We start from the raw sequence: 19,890 nt of genomic DNA, 5'->3' as shown, positions 1-19,890 counted from the left end.
TATACTGCTTGGCATGACATATGCCGAGCTTTGCATAACCACGAACTTTTCTTTCCTGACCGGGGGATCGCATCCCGAAGAATACGTCGAACAGGCAGGGCTTTTGGGAATCGGGGCCGTGGCGATCACGGATGTGAATTCAGTGGCCGGAATCGTGCGGGCCCACAGCCGGACACGCGAAGTGGCCCGGTGGGTGCGCCTGCGGGCCGAGGCTGCGCATATTGGCCCGCCCCGCCCCGATGGGGCTGCTCGCGCGCGCTCGGCCGATGTCGAAACCGCCCCGCGCCTGATCCCCGGCGCGCGCCTGCAAACCACCGATGGGTTCAGCGTGACCGCGCTGGCGCGGGATCGGGGGGGCTGGGGAAACTTGTGCCGGATGCTGTCCGAAGGACGGATGCGCGCGCCCAAGGGCGAATGCTATCTGGGCCTGAGCGATATCGAACGCTGGGGGGACGGTTTGGCGTTGCTGCTACACCCGCCACGGGTGCAAACGGATCCGCGCGGTGCCAGCGACTGGCTGACACAAGCACGTCGGCTGAGGCGCCGCTTTGCCGGACAGGTCTGGATGGTCCTTGCACCCAGCTATGACGGGCAGGATCGTACGTGGTTCGACCAACATGCCGCCTGGGCACAGGACCTGGGCATTGACACAGTGGCCAGCGCCCGGCCGATCATGCACCATGCCGCGCGCCGCCGTCTGACCGATGTGCTGACCGCGATCCGGCTGGGCTGCAAGGTGCACGACCTGGGCCGGGCCGCCCTGGCCAATGCCGAACAGCGTCTGCGCCGCGCGGACGACTTGCGCCGCCTGCTGGGCCCCCATGCCAGCGCGGTGGATCGGGCCGGTGCCCTGGCCGCGCAATTGTCCTTTTCGCTGGACGAATTGCACTATGACTATCCCTCAGAGGCGACCGGGACCGAAACCCCTTTCGAACGTCTGTCACGCCTGACCGACGAAGGGCTGCGCAATCGTTATCCCGACGGCACGCCCGACAAGGTCCGCGCTCAGGTCGCCCACGAATTGGCCCTGATCGCCAAGCTGCGTTACGAGCCCTATTTCCTGACCGTCCGCGATATCGTCGCCTTTGCCCGCTCGAAAGGGATCCTGTGCCAGGGGCGCGGGTCGGCCGCCAATTCGGTCGTTTGTTATGCGCTTGGGGTCACGTCGGTCAGTCCCGAAATTGGCACTATGGTGTTCGAGCGTTTCGTGTCCGAAGCCCGTGACGAGCCGCCCGATATTGACGTTGATTTTGAACATGAACGGCGCGAAGAAGTGATCCAGTGGATCTACGAACGCTACGGTCGCCATCGCGCGGGTCTTTGCGCCACGGTCATCCACTACCGCGGCAAACGCGCCATCCGCGAGGTGGGCCGTGCCATGGGATTGACCGAAGACACCGTTGGCGCGCTATCCTCGCAACTGTGGGGGTTCTATGCCACCGGCGCGGTCGAGCCGCGCCGCCTGCGCGAAATCGGCCTGGATCCGGACGACCGCCACCTGAGGCAAACCCTGCAGCTGGTCGAAGATATCCAAGGCTTTCCCCGCCACCTGTCGCAACATGTCGGCGGCTTCATCATCACCGAAGGACGGCTTGACGAACTGGTCCCGATCGAAAACGCGACAATGGAAGATCGCACGGTCATCTGCTGGGACAAGGACGATATCGACACGCTCGGGATCCTCAAGGTCGACGTGTTGGCTTTGGGTATGCTGACCTGCATCCGCAAGGCTTTTGACCTGATCTCCGAGCACGACCAGCTCAGCTATGATCTGGCCAGCCTGCCACCCGAGGACCCGGCAGTTTATGACATGCTATGCAAAGCCGACAGCCTTGGGGTGTTCCAGGTGGAAAGCCGCGCGCAGATGAACTTTCTGCCCCGCATGAAGCCACGCAGCTTTTACGATCTGGTGATCCAGGTCGCCATCATACGCCCGGGCCCTATTCAGGGCGACATGGTCCATCCCTTCATCCGTCGCCGCAACGGTGAAGAAGAAGTCCGCTTCCCCTCGGACGCCCTGGGCCAGGTGCTGGGGAAAACACTGGGGGTGCCGCTGTTTCAGGAACAGGCAATGCAGATTGCCATCACCGGCGCGGGCTTTACCCCCGAAGAAGCCGACCGTTTGCGCCGATCGCTTGCCACGTTCAAGAAACACGGCAATGTCAGCGAATTCCGTGGCCGCTTTCTGCGCGGCATGCGCAACAACGGCTATGACCTGGACTTCGCCGAACGCTGTTTTTCGCAGATCGAAGGCTTCGGCAGCTATGGCTTTCCCGAAAGCCACGCGGCCAGTTTTGCCCATCTTGTCTATGCCAGCGCCTGGTTGAAGCGCCATCATCCGGCGGCCTTTGCCTGCGCTTTGCTGAATTCCCAACCGATGGGGTTTTACGCGCCCGCCCAGATCGTCCGCGACGCACGCGAACATGGCGTGTCCGTCCTGCCGGTTTGTATCAACCATTCATTCTGGGACAACACGCTGGAACGCACCAGCAAGGGCGATCTGGCCCTGCGGCTGGGGTTTCGCCAGATCCGGCGGATGGCCGAAGAAGACGGCACATGGATCACCATGGCCCGCGCGAACGGCTATCGCGCCATCGAAGATGTCTGGCGTCGCGCAGGTGTCGGCAGCGATACCCTGTCGCTACTGGCCGAAGCCGATGCCTTTGCCGAAATGGGTCTCACACGCCGCGACGCGATCTGGCAGGCCCGCGCGATCACCGGCAAGTCGCCCTTGCCTCTGTTTGCCGATGATCTGGACGGCGAAGCGATTAACGAGCCCGCCGTCAGCCTGCCCCCGATGAGCGTGGGCCAGGAAGTGGTTGAGGATTTCACCGCCATGCGCCTGACACTGCGCGCCCATCCTGTCGCCTTGCTTCGCCACAAACTGACCCCGGGCCATGGCCGCCTGAAGCTGCCGGAAAACATGGCCCCGCTCTCGCCGGTTCTGACAAGACGGGGCGATCTGAAAAGCGCCCCTGCTTCTGGTTGACAATATCCCTGACCGCTTGAAACGAACGGGCGGCACCGGCGGTGATGCTGATGGCCATGACAGGAAAGGCCCCCTCACACCGCTGCTGGCGCCGGGGGCTGACCTTCATCGGCGGCGCAGCAGGCCCAGCAGCTCTTGGCTGGCATATCCGTCCGGTGTCACGCCCGCGCTACGCTGAAACGCTCGGATCGCATTGATCGTATTCGGGCCGATGATCCCGTCAATCTTCTCCAGCTCGAACCCCTTTCGGCGCAAAAGACGCTGCATTTCTTTCTTCTGCGCGAACGAGATCGGTTTGTAACCGCGTGGCCAGCTGGCCTGGATGGGTGGCCCACCGCGTAGCCGGTCCGACAGGTGACCAACACCGATCACGTAAGCGTCCGCCTTGTTGTATTTTTCGATCACCGCGAAATTGTCAAAGATCATAAAGGCAGCGCCCGCAGACCCCGCAGGCAAAAGGATCGACGCCTTGCCGTAGTTGGGCACAGCCTGCCCATCCAGCCCCGTGACGCCAAGTTGCGCCCATTGCCCCGGCGACCGGGTGATACTCCGGCTGGCCTGCGAATAGTCAAACCCGCGCGGCAATCGCACTTCGACCCCCCAAGGCTGCCCCAGGCGCCAGCCAAATCGCGCCAAATAGGCCGCCGTGGACGCCAGTGCGTCTGCCGGGTTGTCCGACCAGATATCGCGTTTTCCGTCGCCGGTGAAATCGACAGCATAAGCAAGATAAGAGGTCGGGATGAACTGCGTGTGCCCCATGGCCCCGGCCCATGAACCAGTCATGTTGCGCGGCGCTACGTCGCCTGCCTGGATGATCTGCAATGCCGCGATCAATTGCGCTTCGAAAAACTTGCCGCGCCGTCCATCGTAGGCCAACGTTGCCAGTGCTTCGATGATCGGAATGTCCCCGCGGTGTTCGCCATAGGCGCTTTCCAAGCCCCAAACCGCTGCCACAACTTCCTTGTCGACACCGTATCTGGCTTCGATCTGGTCAAGCACACGGGAATGCCGGCGCAAGGCCGCCTGCCCGTTCTTGATGCGCGTGGGCGAGGCGGCGCTATCCAGATAGTCCCAGATCTGTTTCGTGAATTCGCTCTGATGGCGGTCTTTCTGGATGACCCCGGTATTGTAGCGAACCGCACGAAAGGACGTATTCAGGGTGGAATTCGAAATACCCTTGGCGCGAGCGCGTGATTTGAACCCTTCGATCCAGCGATCAAACCCTGCATTGGCTGAGGCGCGCACGACACGCGCCTCTGGTTCTGCCGGCCGTGCCTGTGGCTTGGCCATCGGGGCCAAAGGCGGCGCCAGTGCAATCACCGGACGTGGCACAGGGAGCGGCGATCGATCCAATCCCGTTGCCTGAACCCCCGAAGCCGAAATCGCAAAGACCGTCGCGAAGGCGGCGCAAACCCAATTCATCATGAAACACCTGCTCGTGTTGTTTTCACCCAGCCTAAGCGATTCCGCCGCCGGGACAAACCAAACTTGCAGTGACCCCCAGACGTCCGCCTATTTGCGCCGACGCGACACCTTGCGTTTGGTCTTGTCCGACTTGCGTTTGGCCTTTGCGCCCTTGCGTCGGGCGGGACGCCCGCGCGCTTTCGATGGGCCCGGACGCGGCATGGATTCGCCTTCGATTTCCAGCAGTTCCAGCATCAGGCCACCTGTCACGGGTACCGCTTCGGCCAGCCGGACCAGAACACGCTGTCCGATTTCGATCATCCGCCCGCTGTCAGCCCCCATGAGGGTCTGCGCCTCGCGGTCGTAGTGGAAATATTCGTGACCAATCTCGCGGATCGGGATCAGACCATCCGCACCGGTTTCGTCCAGCTTCACGAACGCGCCGAACCTCTGGATGCCGCTGATCCTGCCAGAAAACTCATTTCCCACCCGTTCGGACAGATAAGCGGCAAGATAGCGGTCGGTCGTGTCGCGTTCGGCCATCATCGACCGGCGTTCGGTTTCCGAAATGTGCTGGGCGGTCTGCTCAAGGCGATCTATGTCGGACTGGCTGAGCCCATCGTCCCCCCACCCATGCGCGGCAATCAGGGCGCGGTGCACGATCAGATCGGCATAGCGGCGAATGGGCGAGGTAAAATGCGCATAAGAGCGCAGCGCCAATCCGAAGTGGCCCAGGTTTTCCGGGTGATAATAGGCCTGGGTCATCGAGCGCAACGTGCTGATGTTGATCAGTTCATCCTGGTCGCTGCCTTCGGCCTGATCCAGAAGGTTGTTCAGATGACGGGTCTGCAGCACCTGCCCTTTGGCCAGGTTGAACCCGCTGGCCTGCGCGACTTCGCGCAGTGCTTCCAGTTTGGCGGGGCTGGGTTCTTCGTGAACGCGAAACAGCAGCGGGTGACGGCGCTGGAATAGCTCTTCGGCGGCGGCAACATTTGCCAGCACCATGAATTCTTCGATCAGCTTGTGTGCGTCGTAACGTTCGTAAAACGCGACCGACGTCACCCGCCCATTTTCTGACAATTCGATCCGGCGTTCTGGCAGATCCAGCTCGAGGGGCTGGCGATCTTCGCGCGCGCGTTTCAAGGCCTCGTATGCGGCAAACAGTGGCTTGATGATCGGCTCGACCAGCGGCGCAGTCTTTTCATTTGGCTGGCCGTCCTGCGCCTGCTGAACCTCAGCATAGGCCAGCGACGCGACCGAATTGATCATGCCGCGCACGAACCGGTGGCGCTTTTTCTGCCCTTTGGCGTCAATCACCATTTCCACGGCAATTACAGCACGCGGAACATTTTCATGCAGAGAGCACAAATCACCCGACAGGCGATCGGGCAACATCGGCACAACGCGGTCCGGGAAGTAACTGGAATTCCCGCGCCGGTATGCTTCACGATCGAGCGCCGAGCCCGGCGTCACATAATAGGCCACATCGGCGATGGCGACCCAGATGACATGGCCCCCGGGGTTGAGCGGATCGTCGTCGGGCATGGCCAGCACCGCGTCGTCGCGATCGCGTGCATCGGGCGGGTCAATGGTGACGAACGGCAGCTTGCGCAGATCCTCGCGCCCTTTCAGGCCTGCCGGTTTGGCCGCGTCTGCTTCGGCGATAGCTTCGTCTGGGAATTCATCGGGAATGCCGTATTCGTGGATCGCGATCAGCGACACGGCCTTGGGCGCACTGGGATCGCCCAGCCGGCTTACCACACGCGCCAGTGGTAGCCCCATGCGCCCGCGCGGTCCGGCTTGCTCGGCCTCGACCAGCTCGCCATCCTTGGCGCCGTGTTCCTGACCGGCCTTGACGATCCATTCGCGGTCCGAGCCTTTGTCAATCGGGACGATCCGCCCACCTTCCGAGCCTTTTCGAAAAATGCCCAGCAGCTTCTTGGGATTGGTGCCGATCTTGCGGATCAACCGGGCTTCGTAGGCATGCGAGTCGCCTTTGACTTCGGTCAGACGTGCCAGAATACGGTCCCCGGCGCCAAGCGCGGCATCGGCGGTGCGTTCAATCACCAAGATGCGGGGTTCGGGCCCGTCGCCATGCCATTCCAGCGGTTTGGCGAACAGATCGCCCTGCGCATCCGGCTCTTGGACCTGCAGCACCGACACCGGCGCCAGCTTGTCCGGATCGCGATAGGTCTTGCCCCGCTTTCGCAGGTGCCCTTCGGCCTCAAGCTCTTTGAGGGTGCGTTTCAGATCAATCCGGTCGGAACCTTTTATCCCGAAGGCCTTTGCTATGTCGCGTTTGGCAGTCAGGGTCGGGTTGTCCGCGATCCATTGCAGGATCTGCTCTTTTGTCGGCAACTGGGTCATGCCCGTCAGGTAGCACGGCCATCGTGCCACTGCCATGACAATCACAGATCGTCCGCGCCATCCACGTCACGCAAGGGCGGCCCGTAGGCAATCGAAAGCCCTTGCATTGTTGCTTCGGTGTCGGCCAGCGCATGTTCGCTGGACCAACGCACATCTTGGAACAGGGTGCGATGCCGCCGCCCAGGGTGGCGCAGGCCGATGGCCCAGAACCCGCCATCCAGCGCGGGGCCCAGCACAGCGTCGTGACTGCGCAACCTGGACAGGCAGTCCGCGATGGCTGCGCGGTCAACCCCTGGGATGTCAGCGCCGATAATCAGGGTCGGGGCACGGGCCGCGTCAAACACCCGGGCCATACGGTCGCCCAAGTTGCCGCCACCCTGCGCGATCCTGGGAAGCCGGGGGGGGAACACCCGCGCATCCATCGCCCGGTCGGGCGCCACCGCCAGAACGACCCGCCAACGCGGATCGTCAATCCGCCGCAACAAATGCGCCACCTGATGGCGAAACCACCAGGTGGCCCGAACCGCACCGATATCGCGCGCCAGCCGGGTCTTGACCCGACCCAGCCGCGGTTCTTTCACCATGACAACGACAGTCGGCTTCAAAGTTCGCGCACCATATCGCGGTGCGGGATGCCCGCATCATCGTACTCGGGTCCGTAGGCGCTGAAACCCAGGGCTTCGTAAAAGGCAATCGCGTGGGTCTGGCTGGACAGTTTGGCCCGGACCACGTCAGGTTCGTCCTGCAGCCGATCCAGACACGCCTGCATCAACGCCGCGCCGGTGCCGCGACCGCGTTCGCAGGCAAGCACGCAGACCCGGCCGATCTTGCCGGTATCGCCCTGGATCAGCATCCGCGCTGTGCCAACCGGCTTCCCATCGCGACGCACAATCATGTGGATCGCGGCATCGTCGAGGTCGTCGATCTCTTCTTCTGGCGGGACGTTCTGTTCATCTACAAACACGGTGAAGCGTAGCGCACGGCACGCCGCAATATCCTGCGTCTGACCAATGTCGAGCGTCATGCGAAATAGTCCCGCAGCATCCGCAGGTATATGCGTTTCAGTGTTTCGATCTGCTCGACCGGAACGCGTTCGTCGACCTGATGCATTCGGTTGCCCACAAGGCCGAATTCTACAACCGGGCAATGATCCTTGACGAACCGCGCATCGGACGTGCCCCCTGTCGTCGAAAGTTCGGGGCGATGATTGGTTTCGGCCAGCACGGCAGAGCTGACCAAATCGGAAAACGCGCCGGGCGGGGTCAGAAAGCTTTCGCCCGACAGTTTGAATTCCAGATCGACGACCACGCCGAATTCATCTTGGATGCGGTCGGCTTCGCGCTTTAGCCAGCTCTGCAGTTGCGCGCCGGTGTGCGCGTCGTTGAACCGTATATTGATCGTCGCTTTGGCCTGCGCGGGGATGACATTCGTGGCCGGATTGCCGGTATCAATCGTCGTAATGGCCAATGTCGACGGATCGAAGTGATCGGTGCCAGTGTCAAGTTCGTGGCTGGCCAACCGGTCCATCAACCGCGCCACCGCCGGCAATGGGTTCAGTGCACGATGCGGATAGGCGGCATGGCCTTGCTTGCCCTTGACCGTGAAAAACGCTGTGAGCGAACCACGGCGACCAATCTTGATCATCTGGCCCATGTGGTCGGGGCTGGTCGGTTCGCCCACCAGACAGACGGACATGCGTTCGCCTTCTTGCGCCATCCAGTCGAGCAGCGCGATCGTCCCATCTGTCGCATCCCCTTCTTCGTCGCCGGTGATCGCTACGATCACCGCGCCGTCCGGCGGCTCCTGAGTGACGAAATCGACGGCAGCCGCAACAAATGCCGCCACGCCCGATTTCATATCCTGCGCCCCGCGCCCCCAAAGTTCGCCGTCGGCGATGTGCGCCGAAAACGGGGGATGCGTCCATGCCGTTTCGTCGCCGATGGGGACGACATCGGTGTGCCCGTTGAACCCGAAAGACCGTTTCGCGCCCTTTTCCCCCCACCGGGCAAACAGGTTCGGCGTGCCGCCGCGGTCCACACGGGTGCAGTCAAATCCGGCGTCGCTCAGCACGCCTTCCAAGAGCTCAAGCGCGCCGCCCTCGACAGGGGTCACGGACGGGCAGCGGATCAGTCGCGCAGTCAGATCTACTGGATCGGTTGTCATGTCAGGGTCCTGTTCTGGTGGGCCAGTGACAGGCTTATCCCCATGGCGCGCGCCGCGCAATCGCTGTGGCCATCGGGTGACATTGCGATCAACAACCGAAAGGGCAGACTTAAGTTTTTGTTAACAAACTGCAGATGCTGTGGCAGCGTTCCGGCAACAATAAGGGCTCTGAGGCAGGGCATCGGAGCCAAAAGGTTCCACCACCGAGTAGTTTTCAACGCTGTTCCAGGCGCATTGCGCTTGGCGTGTTTTGTCCTGCCTGCGAAAAAGAACCGGAGGCAGGCATGGTCAGGGCGTCGGAATTATCGATCAACGAAAGCGCGTCGGCGCTTCAGATGGCGGACACAATATTTGGTGACGGCGTTGCTGTGGTCGGGGCGTCTTACACCGGCGACAGCCGCTCTTCGGGCATCTACACCAATGCTGACAGTATCATGCCGGGCGTGGCCCCAAGCGACACGGGCGTCATTCTGTCGACTGGTCAGGCAGAGAAGATTACGAGTTCCTGGGGCGAGGCAAACCGAAGCAGCAACACAACGTCAAGCTCGCGTGGTCCGAACGGGATGGACGAATTCGACGATCTGGCCGGCAACCGGACCTTTGATGCGTCCTTTCTGGATGTGGATATCATTCCCGATAGCGATGTTCTGACAATGAACTTTGTGTTCCTGTCCGAAGAATACCCCGAATATGTCGGGTCTGCGTTCAACGACATGGTCGGGGTCTGGTCGAACGGGTCTGTCGTGCCGGTGACGGTTGGCGATACCAGCGTCGACAACATCAACATGACCAGCCACTACAACCTGTTCGTCGACAACACCCAAGACGCCTTTAACACCGAAATGGACGGGTTCACCATCACGCTCAAGTTGATCATCCCGGTCATCCCCGGCGAGGTGAATTCGATCCGGATCGGCATTGCAGACGTGGGCGATTCCGCGTTCGATTCCAACCTGATGATTTCAAGTGGATCCATCCAGACCGAACTGATCGCGAATGATGACATGCTGGACCTTGTAATCAACGGGTCGAAAACGCTCGATGTGCTGGCCAATGATTCCAATTCCACCGGCGGCACGCTGACCATCACCCATATCAACGGCGTGGCAGTTGTGGCCGGCGATACGGTGACCCTTGCAACGGGTCAACAAATCACACTGAACGCCGACGGAACCTTTCAGGTTGCCGCCGACGGCGATGAAGAAGAGATCCTGTTCACCTACGAGGTTGCAAGCAGCGCCGGTGAAACCGACATCGGTTTTGTCACGCTGAACACAATCCCTTGTTTCGTGGCCGGCACGATGATCATGACGCCCGACGGTGAACGACCAGTGGAAAGCCTGACGCCCGGCACTTTGGTCATGACCCACGACGATGGCGCCCAGCCCGTGCGTTGGCTTGGTCGCCGCACGGTAGCTGCAACGGGCCAATTTGCACCGATCCGCATTGCTGCCGGAACGTTCGGGGCGCACCGCGACCTGCTGGTTTCGCCGCAGCATCGCATCTTGCTGCAAGACGAACGCGCCGACCTGTTGTTCGGTGAAACCGAGGTTCTGGTTGCCGCGAAAGACCTGGTGAATGACCTGACTGTCCGGCCCGCAGAAGGCGGCGAGGTAGACTACGTCCACGTTCTTTTCGACCGACATCAGGTGATCTGGTCCCAAGGCATGCTGACCGAAAGCTTCCTGCCCGGGCCGCATGTTCTTGGCCAGTTCGAACAAGATGCGCTGGACGAAATCTGTGCGCTCTTCCCCGAATTGAACCCGGCCACCGGCGATGGGTATTCCCCCGCCGCCCGCAGGATGCTGCGCACCTACGAAGCGCAAGCCCTGGTTGGTACCGTACGTGCCGCTTGACCCGGATACTTGGAGGGCCCCCACATGAGCTGGATTGGTATCAATGATTTCTTCAGACCGTCTCTGACACCGGACAAAGGGTTCCCGACGCCGCTAAAGCGGTCCATGGCCGATCCCAACTGCCTGGTGCCGACCGGGTCGATGATCATCGAAACCCGCAACACCGGCGCAAAGGATGGCACGGTCCTATTGTCTTACAGCGACCAGGGCGATTGGGCTTTTACCTTGGACATTTCAGTGCTGCCGTCGCAATCCCTGAGCGTTGCCTTGCACCAGGGCAAAATCTCGCGCAGTGCAACCGTGGCCATGCCGTCCGTGTCAACGGACTGCCGATTGCGAATTACACTCAGTTGGGATGCCCCAGCCCGGACCGGCCGCCTGAGCATCGAGGATCTGGACAACGCCGTCATCACGCAGACCGATATAACCGAGCTTCCGCCACTTCGCGCCAAAACGCTTGCCGAACTGGTCAACGACAAGGGGCGCGCGTTCTTTGACAACGGCGTCACTCTGTTTGCCGTATCGAACAGCGTCGAACCTGTCGGGCTGATGCCAGGGCTGGCATCGGGCACGCGTGTGACCACCCAGCATGGGCCGACACTGGTTGAAAACCTGCGGCGCGGTGACTTGGTGCGAACAGCCGCGGGGGACCTGGCCCCGATCCGCTGGCTGACCATGCGCGAAGTGCCTTGTGCAGGGTATTTCGCGCCGATCCGCCTTCGCGCACCTTTCTTCGGACTGGCGCAGGATCTGTGCGTGGCGCAGGACCATCGTATCGTCGTTGCAGGAACCGAGGCGGAATACCTGTTCGGCAATGACACGGTTCTTGTAGAAGCGCGCCACCTGCTGTCCAGTGCCAGCGCAGACCTTGTCCAAGGTCCGGGTCTGCGCCGATTTTTTCATATCTTGCTGGACAACCACGAACTTCTGGAAACAAACGGGGCGCATAGCGAAAGCCTGTTTGTCGGGCGCCTTGCATCTGCGCCCCTGTTGTTGGCGAGCACACCATTGGCAGATCTGCCATCGACTGCCGTGCCCCATCACAAACAACTGGCCCGCCCCGTCCTGAAAAACTATGAAACGATTGCCCTGGTGTCCGCCTTGACGGCATGAGACGGGAACAGGCACGCCCTGTTGGCAGCCAACCCCGTTTCGTGCGATACCTTTGTATCGAATCTGGGGATTTGAATGAAACGGTTGATACTATTGGCCTTGGCGCTCTGCGCTTGGGCAACGCATGCGTTTGGGCAAGACCTGACAATTGCCACCATCACGCGGGCGCCCTTTTCACTGGTCGAGGGCGGCAACGATACCGGTTTTTCGCTAGAGCTTTGGGACGAGGTGGCGAAGGATCTGGGGGTTACGTACGAGTATCAGCGCGTGGACGTGTTTTCCGACATGCTGGAATTGGTGGAAACCGGGCAGGCCGATGCCGCCATTGCCAATATTTCGATCACGGCGGCGCGGGAACTTGTAATGGATTTCTCGCAGCCGATCTTCGAGAGCGGCCTGCAAATCATGGTCCCCAGCAACGGCGGGGCCAGTTCGATCTGGGATATCATTCTTTCGCGTGATCTGATCTTGGCGGTCATCGCTGCGTTCGCATTGTTGTTGGGCAGCGGCATGCTGATGTGGCGTTTCGAACGAAACGCGCAGCCCTACTTCGATCATGACGCCCGGGGGGCGCTCTTTCCGTCGTTTTGGTGGGCACTCAACCTGATCGTGAACGGCGGCTTTGAAGAACGCATGCCGCGCTCGCCATTCGGGCGGCTGTTCGGCGTATTCATGGTGATTTCGTCCCTGTTTCTTGTGTCAATCTTCGTGGCCAAGATCACCGCAGCAATCACGGTCGATGCGATCCAGAGCAACGTGAATGATCTCAATGATCTGTACAGTAAATCGGTGGGCACAATTGCGAATTCCACCTCGGCCAATTTCCTGGACGCCCGCGATATGCGCTACGCATCGTATGTCGGACTGGACGAACTGTTTACCGACTTCGAAGCAGGGGCGCTGGACGCAGTTGTCTTTGACGCGCCAATCCTGGCGTTCTACGCCAGCACCCAGACCAATCACGAAGCGACACTGGTCGGAAACATGTTCCTCCGCGAAAACTATGGGATCGCGTTGCCATCTGGCAGCCCACTTGCCGAACAGATCAATCAGAGCCTTCTCAAGATCCGCGAAGATGGCACCTATGCGCGCATCTACCGCAAGTGGTTCGGCGCGTTGTCTGCTATGAATTAAATCCCGAAAAGGTAACCATGTCCCGCCGCCCACAGCCCGGCAGCCATCGCGATGACAAGCGCGGCTGACGCCCCGATGGTGACCCGAACTGAACTGACATGGTTCTTACCCAGCCAACGCCTTGGCTGGATTCCCTTGGCCAGAAACACGACCTGAGCGGCCAGGTTGATCGACACGATATTCGTCACTACCGTCGCCAAGGCGCGAACGGCGCCGCCCGTGTCCCCGCCGCCCAGCAACAACCCGAAAGCGGCCAGTGGCGGCAAAAGCGCCGCCGCGACCATAACCCCGACCAGGGCATGGGTCTGCCCGCCTGCAACCATCAGCGCCGCCGCCGCGCCAGACGCCAGTGGAAGGGCAACGGTGCGCAGCGATAGCGCGCCGGAAAAGTCCATCATGGATGTGTCCGGATTCCCGGGCAGGATCATGCCCAGTGCGCCGCCCACCAATGCGGCGACCACCAGCCCCGCTGCCAATGAGCGCAAGGAAACCCAAAGCAGCGGGATATTTCCGACCGCAGACCCAAACGCAAACGCCAGCACCGGCCCCAGAAGCGGGGCGATAACCATGGCGCCAATCACGACGGCCACCTGCCCCGAAGACAATCCGATAGCGGCAACGCAGGTCGCGATTGCGGTCATGATCAGGTAGTCCAGCGTCAGGGCCGTTCCCTGCCGAATATCGGCATAGATCTCTTCGCGGGTGTTGACGGTTTCCATGCGGGCGAACCGTTCCTGTTCGTCCTCGTCGTCAGTTTCGGGCAAAGCCGCCTCGACCGGCATAGAGAACATGCGCCAGTTGTCGCTGCCCTCCAGTACCTCTGAGATTGAATCGATGACATCCTGCGCGTCAGCCTTGTGCAGGCTGATGAACACCATCTGCCGGCCGCTTTCTTCTTCCTTGGGAAGGCGCCACCAATGGTGGGGTGGCAAATCTTTCAAAGTTTCGCAGACGGCATCGATTTGATCCGAATCCGCAATAACCTGAATGACGCGTTCGCTCATTCGTTCTGATCTTTGAAGAACGGGGTCATTTGCACGACAACCACCGAATTCTCGTCCAGCGCCCGTTGCATGAGATCGCGTTCTTCATCGGAAATTTCGTGACCTTCCGACATGCGATCGGCCAGCGTACCGTAGCCTGTGACATCAAGTGGGGCCAAGTCGGCCTGCTTGAGCACGGCCACGGTTTCGCGCACCGCTTCTGCTTCATCGACGCCGCTGGCAAATACCATCAAGGCCCCGCCCGTCGCGTCCTTGGGCAAGCCATCACCGCTTTTTCGGCCCACTTGCACCACCAGCGTAAAGACCTGTTGGCGCGACGGTTTCTTGGCAGGTGTGTCGGGCATATGTCTGGTTCCAGAGAATGTTTGCTCGGCACCCATGTCGCACGAAACCGTCGCGCTGGTCGAGAGTTAAGGTCAGGCTCTGCCCCGAACCAGGCGGCCCAATGCGATCAGAATGCACGCCCCGATAATCCCAACAATCAGTTGGCCGATCCAGCCACCCAGGGTACTTCCCAGCACGGCCAGCAGCAGCCAGTTCAATAGCAGTGCGCCAACGATGCCCAAGGCAATATTCACCAACAGGCTGTGATCCGTTTTCATGATTTTTTCCGCAACCCAGCCGGCCAAAGCACCGACGATGATTGCAGCAAGCCACCCAAGTCCTTGCATGATCTGTCCTTTCTGTCTCGGTTTCTCTGATATGAACGCACGAAGCGCACAAATTGTTCCCTCGGCCCGTCAAATCGGTTTTTTCCGACGAAAAAGGCCGCATGATGAATTTCTGCAATGGCGTGGTTTTCACTGAACATCCAGGCCTGCGCCATGTCGCCGAAGGGGTTTGCGGGCGGCACCCCGCCGGCGATACCCCCAAAGAAAAAGGGCTGACCGCCAGGCCAGCCCCCCTCGTCAATTCGGGTCGTTTCGATCAGTCGCGCAGAAGCTCGTTGATCCCGGTCTTGCTGCGGGTTCGTTCGTCGACGCGCTTCACAATGACCGCGCAATAGAGATTGATCCCGTTCTTGGACGGCATCGAGCCCGCCACGACCACCGAATAGGGCGGCACCTCGCCATACATGACCTCGCCGCTCTCACGGTCGACGATCTTGGTCGACTGGCCGATGAACACACCCATGCCCAGAACTGAACCTTCGCGGACAATACACCCTTCGACCACTTCGGACCGCGCCCCGATGAAGCAGTTGTCTTCGATGATGGTCGGGCCGGCCTGCATGGGTTCCAGCACACCGCCGATGCCCACGCCGCCTGACAGGTGCACGTTCTTGCCGATCTGGGCGCAGCTGCCCACGGTCGCCCAGGTGTCGACCATCGTGCCTTCATCGACATAGGCGCCAAGGTTCACGAAAGACGGCATCAGCACGACGCCCGGCGCGATATATGCGCTCTTGCGGACGACAGTGTTGGGCACGGCGCGGAACCCCGCGGCCTGCCATTGGTTTTCGCCCCACCCTTTGAATTTGCTGTCGACCTTGTCCCACCAACTGCCATTTTGCGGGCCGCCCGCTTGTTCTTCCATGTCCTTGATTCGAAAGCCCAGAAGAACGGCCTTTTTCGCCCACTGGTTGACATGCCAACTGCCGTTGTCCTGTTTTTCGGCCACACGCAGCGCGCCGCCGTCCAGCGCATTGAGCGTGTCTTCGATCGCCTCGCGGGTTTCGCCGGTCGTGGCGGGGGTGATCGTGTCGCGGGCTTCCCACGCGGCTTCGATGGCGGTTTCAAGCTGGGCGTTTGACATGTCGCGTCTCCAATTCATTGGCATCGGTTGGCGGAACGCTATAGTGACAGTCCGACCGACGCGCAATCCGAGAGACCTTATGGAACACGATCCCCGCCGCCACCCCCTCCGCGATAGCCACGAGGATATCGAAACCGCGCGGCAGATACCGGACACACCGCAAACGCGTTCGCCAGCCTACCGGTTGGCGTTTACAGACGGCGATTTCATGTGCCGGGACGAACTGCGTCCCGTGCGCCTGCAGCTTGAATTGCTAAAGCCCGAATTGTTGATGAGCGAGGCGGGGATTGAAAGCACAATCGTTCTGTTTGGCGGTGCGCGCATTCCACGCCCCGCCGACAAGGACAAAGCACGCACCCAGACCTTGGCGGACCTGGCAAAGTTCTATGACGAGGCGCGCGATTTTGCCCGCATCATGACCGAGCGTTCGAAAAAGGACGGACACCGCCATAACGTGATTGTAACGGGTGGCGGTCCGGGCGTGATGGAAGCTGGCAACCGCGGCGCGGCGGACGCTGACGGCGTGTCCATCGGCTTGAACATTGTCCTGCCACACGAACAGGCCCCGAACGAATTCGTCACGCCATCACTGGCCTTTAACTTTCACTATTTCGGTATCCGCAAGATGCACTTTCTGATGCGGGCCAGGGCGATTGCGGTATTTCCTGGGGGCTTCGGCACTTTGGACGAAATGTTCGAAACCCTAACCCTGATCCAGACCGGGCGCATGCAAAAGGTGCCGTTCCTGCTCTTTGGGCGTGCGTTCTGGGAGAAAATCATCAACTGGGATGCGCTGGCCGACGCAGGCACCATTTCGGTTGCTGATTTAGAGTTGTTCAAGTTCGTCGAAACCGCTGAAGAAGCTGTTCAAGCGATCGACGACTGGGACGGGGCCAGCGAAACACGCAGCGACATCCCGGGGCGGTGAACTTAGGCCAGTTTCGAAGGCGACAGGTCCAGGGGCGGCAGATTGATCTGCTTTGGTCCGTCGTCGCCGAGACTCGATATAAACTCATGCATCACAGCATCACGGATCACGTCCCCGAAATTGACGCCCCGCTTGCGCGCTACATGCACGAGCATTTCCACGGTTGTATCTGGCAGCATGAATGTCATCTTTTCCATGCCCGTTAAACTACAGCACATCAGTGAAGGATTACTTAATGCAGGTCGGAATTAACCAACCTGCGCCGTATCGCCCACAGCGGACAGCTGATCTTTGGTTTTTGCCCCCGCAATCGCCGCCGCGACCAAGGCATGGAACAGCATGCGGTTGCGCCGGGCGTAAAACAGGTGTTCGGGATGCCACTGGACACCCAGGGCAAAGGGGTCACGTGTTCTTTCGATCCCTTGGATCATGCCGCCTTCGTCGCGCGCGGCAACCCGCAGGCCTTCGCCCAACTGGTGCACCGCCTGCGTGTGCAGGGCGTTGACCTTCATTGGATCGTTCTGGACCAGCGCCGCCAACCTGCTGCCGGTTTCTGGATAGACCGTTTTGCGCGGCAGGATCGTTTTGACAAAGCGGCTGTCGGTGAACATGCCATAGGCGTCCTGATGCAACGTGCCGCCCAGTGTGACATTCAGCATTTGCGCACCGCGACAAATCCCCAACACCGGCTTGCCCTGATCAAAGGCCGCGTCGACGATACGCCGTTCCATGGCATCGCGGTCCGGGTCCAGCCGCGCCGTGGCGACTAATTCGCCGCCATACAGCTGGGGCGAAATATCATCGCCACCCCCGATGATGACACCGTCCACGGCGCTGACATCGGCATCGCGGCCCACGACCCAGCGGGTCGCTTGCCCGCCGGCAATCCACACGTTCAACGCCATCAAAGGAAAGATGCGCCACCCTGATCTGCGGGATGTCGACACCCCGATCACGGGCCTCATGAGCGCGCCCCTTCCAGAACGGTTTCGCGCAAGATCACCTCTGACCGCCTGGCCCAATTGGCACGGATCAGCGTGATGGGGCCATGATGGTCTTGCCATTCGCGCGACAACCGATCCAAGAGCGCGTCATCCAAAGCGATCCGTTCCACCAGGCACCAGGTGTCCCATCCGTCACGCAGGCTCCAGTCGGGCTCATTGATCCGACAATCGGGAAGACGAAAATGAAAGGCGGGACGGGGCGAATTCTTGCCTTTGAATGCCGCGTGCACCGCATCCGCATCCAGCCATTCGAAAATCGGCAACATATCGAGACCACGGTTGCGCGAAGGTGTTTCGTCCAGGTAGATGCGCATCACATCGCGCCAGTCCGCGGCCGGCCCCGCCTTGCACAGGCGCGCTACGAAATCCGTTGGATAAGGCGCGGTAAACGGCAGGACGCGGCGGGACGCATCAATCGGGTTTTCATGGCGCAGCCAGTCTTCGATCAGGGCAAAGGCCAGAAGCGGGCGCACGATATCGGCACTGTCATCACTGACGATTTCGACGTTCAGGTGAACTCCGAAACCCAAGAGCCAGCCTTCATGCGTGCCGACCGCCCCGTGGTCACGCAATGCGGCGCGGACCCGATCCAGCAGCGCCAAACCCCTATAGTCCAACGGCTCGCTCACCAGTTCCACCGGGATGATGTCACCCCCCAGTTCCAACCCCATCTTTTTGATCGCAGTCGACGAAGATTTTCGCAAAGCGGTGTCGAGGTAGATCTGGATATCCCCGATTTCGCTGTTTTTCAGAACGCACCCGGTCTCATCACAGTCGATCTGGCCGCCCACTTCCTTCTGGCAGATTTTGGCAGCCTCATCTTGCGAGATGTCGCCAAACTCAATCTCGACACCGGTCCGGCGCGGTTGTCCGTCGGCATTGCCAGGGGTTGGCAGGGCGGGAAACGTCATTAGACTCGTCATATAGGCCCAACGCAACAAAACCCCAAAAAGTTCCCTATTGCCCGGCCTCGGCGGCAATTTGAGCGCGGCTCTTGCGGGCGCGTTCGGTTGCGGATTTCAACTGGCCGCAGGCCGCCATGATGTCTTCGCCGCGCGGGGTCCGGATCGGGCTGGCATAACCGGCGTTGTAAACGATGTTGGAAAACGCCTCGATCCGATCCTTGTCGCTGCGCTGATAGGGGGCGCCAGGCCATTCGTTGAACGGAATCAGGTTTATTTTGGCCGGGATGCCCGCAATCAGCTTGACCAGACGGCGCGCGTCTTCGTCGCTGTCGTTCACATCCTTGAGCATGACGTATTCGAACGTGATCCGTTCGCTGTTGGACAGGCGCGGATACTCGCGCAGCGTGGCCAGCAGCGTTTCGATGTTCCACTTCTTGTTGATTGGCACCAGCTTGTCGCGAACGTCGTCTGTGGTTGCGTGGAAACTGATGGCCAGCAGGCAACCGATCTCTTCGGCCGTTCTGGCGATTTCGGGAACCACCCCACTGGTCGACAGGGTGATCCTGCGACGTGACAGGCTGATACCTTCCGGGTCCATCGTGATTTTCATCGCATCGCGCACCGCGTCGAAATTATAGAGCGGCTCACCCATTCCCATCAGCACCACATTCGACAGCAGCCGCGGTACATCGGCGGGGTTGGCACCCGGTTCGGGCCATTCCCCAAGATCGTCGCGGGCCACCATGACCTGCCCGGCGATTTCACCCGCCGTCAGGTTGCGCACCAGTTTTTGCGTGCCGGTGTGGCAGAAGGAACAAGTCAGCGTGCATCCAACCTGGGACGAGACACACAGGGTGCCGCGATCGCTTTCGGGGATATAGACGGTCTCGACCTCATGTCCCCCGGCGATGCGCATCAGGTATTTGCGGGTGCCGTCATCGGAGACCTGTCTTGAGACGACCTCGGGCACTTCGATCACAAAGTTTTCACTCAGCTGGGCCCGGTACCCCTTGGCCAGGTTCGTCATCAGATCAAAGTCGCGCACCCCCTTTTGGTACACCCACTGCCAGATCTGGCCGACGCGCATGTTGGCCTGCTTTTCAGGGGTTCCGACGGATAACAGCGCCTCGCGCAGCTGATCGCGCGTCAAGCCGACAAGGTTCCTGGGGCCATCAACCGCCTTGCGCGGGATGGTCAGAACATCCTGAGTGATAGGCGCAGAGGCCTGCTGATCCTGGGCCGACATGGCAATGCTCCGGGCTGAAGAA

At 60.6% G+C, this 19,890-nt stretch carries 18 protein-coding genes; 5 read left to right on the top strand and 13 right to left on the bottom strand.

Annotated features, from left to right (window positions below):
* Positions 1 to 13 precede the first annotated feature (13 nt).
* Positions 14 to 2,989, top strand: a complete 2,976-nt coding sequence (locus ACP2AV_RS02200; protein WP_426371345.1) for an error-prone DNA polymerase — start codon at positions 14 to 16, stop codon at positions 2,987 to 2,989.
* A 105-nt stretch (positions 2,990 to 3,094) separates the two neighbouring features.
* Here the strand turns inward: ACP2AV_RS02200 and ACP2AV_RS02195 are convergent, their stop codons facing one another.
* The 5 genes from ACP2AV_RS02195 to dapE all read right to left on the bottom strand — a co-directional run bounded on the left by ACP2AV_RS02195 (position 3,095) and on the right by dapE (position 8,923).
* On the bottom strand, positions 3,095 to 4,414 hold the full coding sequence (locus ACP2AV_RS02195) for a lytic murein transglycosylase (protein ID WP_426371016.1): 1,320 nt from the start codon (positions 4,412 to 4,414) through the stop codon (positions 3,095 to 3,097).
* 87 nt (positions 4,415 to 4,501) lie between these two features.
* Positions 4,502 to 6,760 (bottom strand): ribonuclease R, encoded by a 2,259-nt coding sequence (rnr, locus tag ACP2AV_RS02190; RefSeq protein ID WP_426371344.1) that lies wholly within the window; start codon positions 6,758 to 6,760, stop codon positions 4,502 to 4,504.
* A 41-nt stretch (positions 6,761 to 6,801) separates the two neighbouring features.
* On the bottom strand, positions 6,802 to 7,344 hold the full coding sequence (locus ACP2AV_RS02185) for a TIGR04282 family arsenosugar biosynthesis glycosyltransferase (protein WP_426371014.1): 543 nt from the start codon (positions 7,342 to 7,344) through the stop codon (positions 6,802 to 6,804).
* Positions 7,345 to 7,361: 17 nt separating this feature from the next.
* Positions 7,362 to 7,784: a GNAT family N-acetyltransferase gene (locus ACP2AV_RS02180; protein WP_426371013.1), complete on the bottom strand. Its 423-nt coding sequence runs from the start codon at positions 7,782 to 7,784 to the stop codon at positions 7,362 to 7,364.
* Complete coding sequence (dapE, locus tag ACP2AV_RS02175) at positions 7,781 to 8,923, bottom strand: succinyl-diaminopimelate desuccinylase (RefSeq protein WP_426371012.1); 1,143 nt, start codon at positions 8,921 to 8,923, stop codon at positions 7,781 to 7,783. The genes ACP2AV_RS02180 and dapE overlap by 4 nt, the downstream gene beginning before the upstream one ends.
* A 284-nt stretch (positions 8,924 to 9,207) precedes the next feature.
* Between dapE and ACP2AV_RS02170 the strand changes: the two genes are divergently transcribed.
* From ACP2AV_RS02170 to ACP2AV_RS02160, 3 genes are all read left to right on the top strand, one after another.
* Positions 9,208 to 10,779, top strand: coding sequence for a Hint domain-containing protein (locus ACP2AV_RS02170; RefSeq protein ID WP_426371011.1), 1,572 nt, complete (start codon positions 9,208 to 9,210; stop codon positions 10,777 to 10,779).
* Positions 10,780 to 10,803: 24 nt separating this feature from the next.
* Positions 10,804 to 11,892, top strand: coding sequence for a Hint domain-containing protein (locus ACP2AV_RS02165; protein WP_426371010.1), 1,089 nt, complete (start codon positions 10,804 to 10,806; stop codon positions 11,890 to 11,892).
* Between the two features lie 75 nt (positions 11,893 to 11,967).
* The gene (locus tag ACP2AV_RS02160) at positions 11,968 to 13,026 is read left to right on the top strand and encodes a transporter substrate-binding domain-containing protein (RefSeq protein ID WP_426371009.1); all 1,059 of its coding nucleotides are present in this window, start codon (positions 11,968 to 11,970) and stop codon (positions 13,024 to 13,026) included.
* Here the strand turns inward: ACP2AV_RS02160 and ACP2AV_RS02155 are convergent.
* From ACP2AV_RS02155 to dapD, 4 genes are all read right to left on the bottom strand, one after another.
* Positions 13,023 to 14,030 (bottom strand): TIGR00341 family protein, encoded by a 1,008-nt coding sequence (locus ACP2AV_RS02155; protein WP_426371008.1) that lies wholly within the window; start codon positions 14,028 to 14,030, stop codon positions 13,023 to 13,025. The two genes, ACP2AV_RS02160 and ACP2AV_RS02155, sit on opposite strands and share 4 nt — an antisense overlap.
* Complete coding sequence (locus ACP2AV_RS02150) at positions 14,027 to 14,374, bottom strand: hypothetical protein (RefSeq protein WP_426371007.1); 348 nt, start codon at positions 14,372 to 14,374, stop codon at positions 14,027 to 14,029. The genes ACP2AV_RS02155 and ACP2AV_RS02150 overlap by 4 nt, the downstream gene beginning before the upstream one ends.
* Positions 14,375 to 14,446: 72 nt before the next feature.
* Complete coding sequence (locus ACP2AV_RS02145; RefSeq protein WP_426371006.1) at positions 14,447 to 14,701, bottom strand: GlsB/YeaQ/YmgE family stress response membrane protein; 255 nt, start codon at positions 14,699 to 14,701, stop codon at positions 14,447 to 14,449.
* 256 nt (positions 14,702 to 14,957) lie between these two features.
* On the bottom strand, positions 14,958 to 15,785 hold the full coding sequence (gene dapD / locus ACP2AV_RS02140; protein ID WP_426371005.1) for a 2,3,4,5-tetrahydropyridine-2,6-dicarboxylate N-succinyltransferase: 828 nt from the start codon (positions 15,783 to 15,785) through the stop codon (positions 14,958 to 14,960).
* Between the two features lie 79 nt (positions 15,786 to 15,864).
* On the opposite strand from dapD, the gene ACP2AV_RS02135 reads away from it, so the two are divergent.
* On the top strand, positions 15,865 to 16,713 hold the full coding sequence (locus ACP2AV_RS02135; RefSeq protein ID WP_426371004.1) for a TIGR00730 family Rossman fold protein: 849 nt from the start codon (positions 15,865 to 15,867) through the stop codon (positions 16,711 to 16,713).
* A 2-nt stretch (positions 16,714 to 16,715) separates the two neighbouring features.
* On the opposite strand, the gene ACP2AV_RS02130 is transcribed toward ACP2AV_RS02135, so the two are convergent.
* The 4 genes from ACP2AV_RS02130 to rlmN all read right to left on the bottom strand — a co-directional run bounded on the left by ACP2AV_RS02130 (position 16,716) and on the right by rlmN (position 19,868).
* Positions 16,716 to 16,892, bottom strand: coding sequence for a hypothetical protein (locus ACP2AV_RS02130; RefSeq protein ID WP_426371003.1), 177 nt, complete (start codon positions 16,890 to 16,892; stop codon positions 16,716 to 16,718).
* 69 nt (positions 16,893 to 16,961) lie between these two features.
* Positions 16,962 to 17,678: a gamma-glutamyl-gamma-aminobutyrate hydrolase family protein gene (locus ACP2AV_RS02125; protein WP_426371002.1), complete on the bottom strand. Its 717-nt coding sequence runs from the start codon at positions 17,676 to 17,678 to the stop codon at positions 16,962 to 16,964.
* Positions 17,675 to 18,640 (bottom strand): amidoligase family protein, encoded by a 966-nt coding sequence (locus ACP2AV_RS02120; RefSeq protein WP_426371001.1) that lies wholly within the window; start codon positions 18,638 to 18,640, stop codon positions 17,675 to 17,677. The genes ACP2AV_RS02125 and ACP2AV_RS02120 overlap by 4 nt, the downstream gene beginning before the upstream one ends.
* 34 nt (positions 18,641 to 18,674) lie before the next feature.
* Complete coding sequence (gene rlmN, locus ACP2AV_RS02115) at positions 18,675 to 19,868, bottom strand: 23S rRNA (adenine(2503)-C(2))-methyltransferase RlmN (protein WP_426371000.1); 1,194 nt, start codon at positions 19,866 to 19,868, stop codon at positions 18,675 to 18,677.
* Between the last annotated feature and the right edge of the window lie 22 nt (positions 19,869 to 19,890).

The sequence above is a fragment of the Aliiroseovarius sp. PTFE2010 genome (genome assembly GCF_049943335.1).
Taxonomy (GTDB): Bacteria; Pseudomonadota; Alphaproteobacteria; order Rhodobacterales; family Rhodobacteraceae; genus JBNFVY01.
The sequence above is the reverse complement of the archived record's forward strand: the minus strand, read 5'-3'. Positions and strand labels throughout refer to the sequence as shown.